Annotated in this window: 4 protein-coding genes; all 4 read left to right on the forward strand. The window is 59.3% G+C overall.

Translation table 11 applies throughout. From position 1 onward, the window contains the following. The first annotated feature begins 28 nt into the window (after window positions 1–28). The 4 genes from FJ320_12765 to FJ320_12780 all read left to right on the forward strand — a co-directional run bounded on the left by FJ320_12765 (window position 29) and on the right by FJ320_12780 (window position 4,290). A complete protein-coding gene (locus tag FJ320_12765; GenBank protein MBM3926815.1) occupies window positions 29–418 on the forward strand; it encodes a hypothetical protein in 390 nt (129 codons plus the stop codon). Between the two features lie 325 nt (window positions 419–743). Then, on the forward strand, window positions 744–1,868 hold the full coding sequence (locus tag FJ320_12770) for an amidohydrolase (protein ID MBM3926816.1): 1,125 nt from the start codon (window positions 744–746) through the stop codon (window positions 1,866–1,868). 391 nt (window positions 1,869–2,259) lie between these two features. Then, window positions 2,260–2,793, forward strand: coding sequence for a hypothetical protein (locus FJ320_12775; GenBank protein MBM3926817.1), 534 nt, complete (start codon window positions 2,260–2,262; stop codon window positions 2,791–2,793). Between the two features lie 585 nt (window positions 2,794–3,378). Further along, a complete protein-coding gene (locus FJ320_12780; protein MBM3926818.1) occupies window positions 3,379–4,290 on the forward strand; it encodes a thioredoxin family protein in 912 nt (303 codons plus the stop codon). The last annotated feature ends 303 nt before the right edge of the window (window positions 4,291–4,593 follow it).

Here is a 4,593-nt window from a genome sequence, read left to right on the forward strand (position 1 = left end):
AGCCGCCGAAAAAGAGGCCGCTCAGGAGATGGAGAAGAAGGAAGCGGAAAAACTGGCAAGGAAAGAGGCCAAGGATAAGGCAAGGGCTCAAGCAAAAGCCGCCTCCCTTCCTCCTCGCCGACGCGGCGGCCAGCCCGGCAACCACAACGCTAGAAAACACGGTCGTTACTCCACCTACGTCACTCCGGAAGATATGCAGATGATTCAAGAACTTCTCAGAGTGGAAGACCTGGACTTGCACTGTGAGATTGCGCTCACTAGAGGCAAGTACCGTCAGTCCATCAAAAATCCTGAGACAAAGTTCAAGGAGCTATCCAGTCTGGGCCATCTCCTCACGGATATGCTAAGGACTCAAGGCAACATCGATAAGACCTACCGCCCCATTGAAGAAGATGAGATCGAAGAAGACGAACCTTAAAACGAATCGTGCCTAACCCACGCCTAGAAGTCCCATTCGTTTCAGCAAAAGGGGGGGGGTACCCCCAAACCAATATCTATGGCGGTGCCTATCTATTGCGCCCACAAAGCCTATGCCGCGCCGTTCACGGTGCGGTAGGGTAATACAATCCACTAGCGCCTTTCCCTCACCGTTACGTAGCTATTACCGCCTTAAGCTGTTAAACATCATCACGCTGCGGTGGGGCACTGCCCTCCCCTATCTCCCTCTCCTCCCCTCTCCGCCCTTGACACCTCTCAAGCCCTCTCATACCATCCAACCAAAAGCCTTGGCCTAGGAGCCTTCCATGAAAGAACGCATCATCTCCGGCGACAGCCACATCGACCTCCGATTCCTCCCCTCCCAGCTCTTCACCGACAACGCCCGCCCCAACCTCCGCGGCCGCATGCCTCGCGTCGTCGACACCCCCAACGGTCGGCGGTGGATGGCCGGCATCATAGACATGGGCGTCGTTGGTGTCGAGGTCGATAAACGCACTTTCAGCACCGAGATGAGCCATCGATGGAAGGCCATGCAGGACGGCGGCTTCTTCGACGACCTGGACAAGGGCTACCACCCCACCAACGCCGAACTCCGCATCCGCGACCAGGACAAGGACGGCATCCGCGGCGAGGTCCTCTACGGCCCCCTCCGCGTCGCTGCCACCCTCAAAGACCCCGAGCTTGGCAACGAGTTCTTTCGAGTCTATAACGACTGGCTCGCCGGCTTCTGCCATGCCAACCCGGACCGATTCGCCGGCCTCGCTTGCCTCCCCAACCACGACCCCAAAGTCGCCGCCGACGAGCTTCGCCGCGTCGCTAAAATCGGCCTCAAAGGTGCGGACCTCGGCGTCGGCGGCGCCCCCAAGCCCATCTACCACAAAGACTGGGACGTCCTCTGGAAAGCCGCTGACGAGACCCGCCTCCCCATCTCCTTCCACACCACCGGCCTCGTGCCCATGCGCGTATCCAGCGGCGACGGCCCCCAGTACGACGAGGTCTTCCATAACATCCGCACCGTCCTCTTCCAGCTATCCGGCGCGGAATTCGCCACCAGCGCTATCCTCAGCGGCGCCTGCCAGCGCTTTCCCAACTTCAAATTCGTCCTCGGCGAATGCGGCGTTAGCTGGCTTCCCTACGTCCTCGACCGCATGGACCACGAATGCGAAGGCACCGAAGGCCTCAAGCTAAAGCCCAGCGAGTACTGGGCCCGTCAAGGCTTCACCACCTTCCAGATGGAGCCCGTCGCCGGTGACCTCGTCCCCATGGTCGGCGAAGACAACGTCATCTGGGGCTCCGACTATCCCCACCAGGACGGCGTCTGGCCCGACTCCCTCAAGACCATCGACCAGTGCCTCGGCTCCCTCAACCCCAAAGCCCGCCGCAAAGTTGTCTGCGACAACACCGCCCGCCTCTACGGCTTCAAAACCTAACCCTCCCTCCCCCTCTGGTTCCCCCTCTTCTCCTATTGCAAAGGAGAAGAGGGGGATAGAGCCTGCCCTGAGCTTGTCGAAGGGGGGTGATGAGGTGCTCTTAATTTCTTTCCCTCTTCTCAGAAAGGAGAAGAGGGCTGCAAGCTCGCCGTGGCGAGATAAAGGGTGATGAGGTCGTACCGCTTAAGACCAAGGCCAGTCTTTTTATGGAAGACAGCCCAAAAGACGACTTCCGTAAACTCTATGACAGTATTCCTCCATCCCCAAATCTGATGCTATAATCGAATTTAGCCCATAGTTGGGCATCAAATGGAAGTCAAGCCAACGCTCAGCCATGAGCTTGACCGCCACGGCCCTTAACAAATCCCCAAACCTCACTCTGGAGTCCCCAATGAAATCCGCCCTTTTTCTGCTCGCCCCAGTCCTGCTTCTGACCTTCCTCGCCGCCTGCGGCGCTGATCCCACCCCTACCCCCACTCGCACAGCCACCCGCGGCGCCACCGCCACCGTCCCCGCCGCCTCTCCCTCGCCATCCCCCTCCCCATCCCCCACCGCCATGCCCACCGGCTCTCCCGCCGCGGGCGGAGCCACCGTCATGGTCGAACTCGGCGACTTCTTCGTCCGGGCCAACCCTGCCACTGCTAAGGCTGGCCAGGTAGCTTTCCAGGCCACCAACTCCGGCGCTCTCCCCCACGAGCTTGTAGTCATCAAGACCGACACCGACCCCGCCTCTCTCCCTGTCTCCGCCGGCGCCGTCTATGAAGCTGCCGCGGGCCAGAAAATAGGAGAAATCCCGGAATCCCAGCTCCCGGGCAAAGGACAGGCCCAGGCTTCCTTTGCCCTAACCACCGGTAAATACGTCCTCATCTGCAACATCCCCGGCCACTACCAGGCAGGCATGTACACCGGCTTCCAGGCCCAGTAAACACCCTAGACATATACCATCCTTTAGTATTTGCCCGCGGGTGTTATAGCTGGCAAAGTCGTGATGCGTCGAGCCCTTCAGGTCCTCTGCCCCCCGAACGCCTGAGGCACATTAAGGGCCTAGCTCATAAAACCACGAACCTTAGAACAGAGGTGGTCTTGGGCATCCTTGTCCCATTTGGTGCTCCCCCTTCGCCTTCCAGGCCGAAGGGGGAGTTAGACGCCGTCCTGAGCCTGGCCGAAGGAGGGGGTTGTGGTTCCTCTTTTTCTCTTCCCCTTCCAGCAGGAAGGGGCCAGGGGATGGTATCCCGATTAAATACAAGATATGTGTTGTGCATCAAACGCTTTGAGGGGAGAGTTAGAGAGAGTCTGATGGAAGAGCGGAGGCGCCGTCACCACCGCTAACCAATAATAGCGACCATTCATTTAAGGCGGGCCGCCTAGGCGGCCCGCCTTAAATCTTTCTTACATATCCTCCAATCCAGGCCCTTCATAGGCCTCCGCATCTAGCAAACCGCGCCGGGGGATGACAAACTAGACCCAGCAGGTATTGCGAATGAAACCCTTCAATCCATTCCCTCTCTTATTGCTGCTCTTGGTCCTGGCCGCCCTCCTCGCCTGCGGCTCCCCGTCCGGGCGGGGGCCGAGCGAAGCGAGTCCTGGTCCCGTTGAAGGACCTCCCTGGCGCTCCATATCCTCCCCTGACAACAGTGTGTCCGCCGTCCTCGCCACCACCGTCCTCCGACCCGGCTCCCAGCGTCTCGCTTTTATCCTCTTCACCTCCAGGGGCATCTTAGCCGTTCCGACCGTCAGGGTCACACCTGTCAGCCTCGTCGACAACCAACCTCGAGCCGCCGTCACCGCCGGCTCTCATCCCTGGCCCCTCGGCACCAAGGGCAGCTACAGCACCCATATCGATTTCGATAGGCCTGGCAAATGGCGTCTGGACATTGTGGCTCTGGATTCCGACGTAAGCCCCCGCACCGCCCAGATAGAAGTGGAAGTTCGTGACGACTACAAAGTCAAAGACATAGGCATGGCCGCGCCCGCCAGCAAAAACAAGACCCTCCAGGACACCCCGAATCTCTCCAAACTCACCTCCGGCAGCAACCCCAACCCTGACCTCTACCAGACCACCATCGCCCAAGCCCTCAAAAGCGGCAAGCCCACCCTCGTCGTCTTTGCCTCCCCCGCCTACTGCGTCAGCCCCACCTGCGGCCCGGAGGTAGAGACCATGCAAGAACTCAAGGCCAAATATCCCGGCCGGGCCAACTTCATCCACGTCGAAATCTATGACAACCCCCATGAAGTCCAGGGCGACCTCTCCCGCGCCCGCCTCTCACCCATCCTCCGGGAATGGGGCATCACCACCGTCCCCCACTGGAACAACGAGTCCTGGGCCTTCATCATATCCGCCAATGGCCAAATCAAAGCCCGCTTCGAAGGCTACGCCACCCTAGATGAACTCGACTCCGCCCTCTTCCCAGAACTCCTCTAGTCGGCTGGGCCCTCTCAGTGGTATGTGTGGAATCCCTTCTCTCGGTGGGTTGGAGTCACTCTCATCAGGTCCTCCCTCTTCTCCTATTGTCCAAGGAGAAGAGGGAGTTAGACGCTCCGCTGCCTTTAAGCATATATCGCGGAGTCTCCTCATCCTTGATATTTATTCAATGAGGAGGCTCGATTTATCGGCCCGATGCAATCGGACCGTCCTGATCCCGCCTCTGGCGGATCGAAGGAGGGTGATGAGGTGAGCCTTAATTATTCCTCCCCCTTCCAGCAGGCGATTCCTGAGTCCCAATGT

This window comes from SAR202 cluster bacterium (genome assembly GCA_016872285.1).
Classification (GTDB): domain Bacteria; phylum Chloroflexota; class Dehalococcoidia; order Lucifugimonadales.

What these genes read in the sequence shown, in the direction of transcription:
- FJ320_12765 (MBM3926815.1), top strand. Translation starts at nt 29, where the DNA reads ATGGAGAAGAAGGAAGCGGAAAAACTGGCAAGGAAAGAGGCCAAGGAT.
- FJ320_12770 (MBM3926816.1), top strand. Translation starts at nt 744, where the DNA reads ATGAAAGAACGCATCATCTCCGGCGACAGCCACATCGACCTCCGATTC.
- FJ320_12775 (MBM3926817.1), top strand. Translation starts at nt 2,260, where the DNA reads ATGAAATCCGCCCTTTTTCTGCTCGCCCCAGTCCTGCTTCTGACCTTC.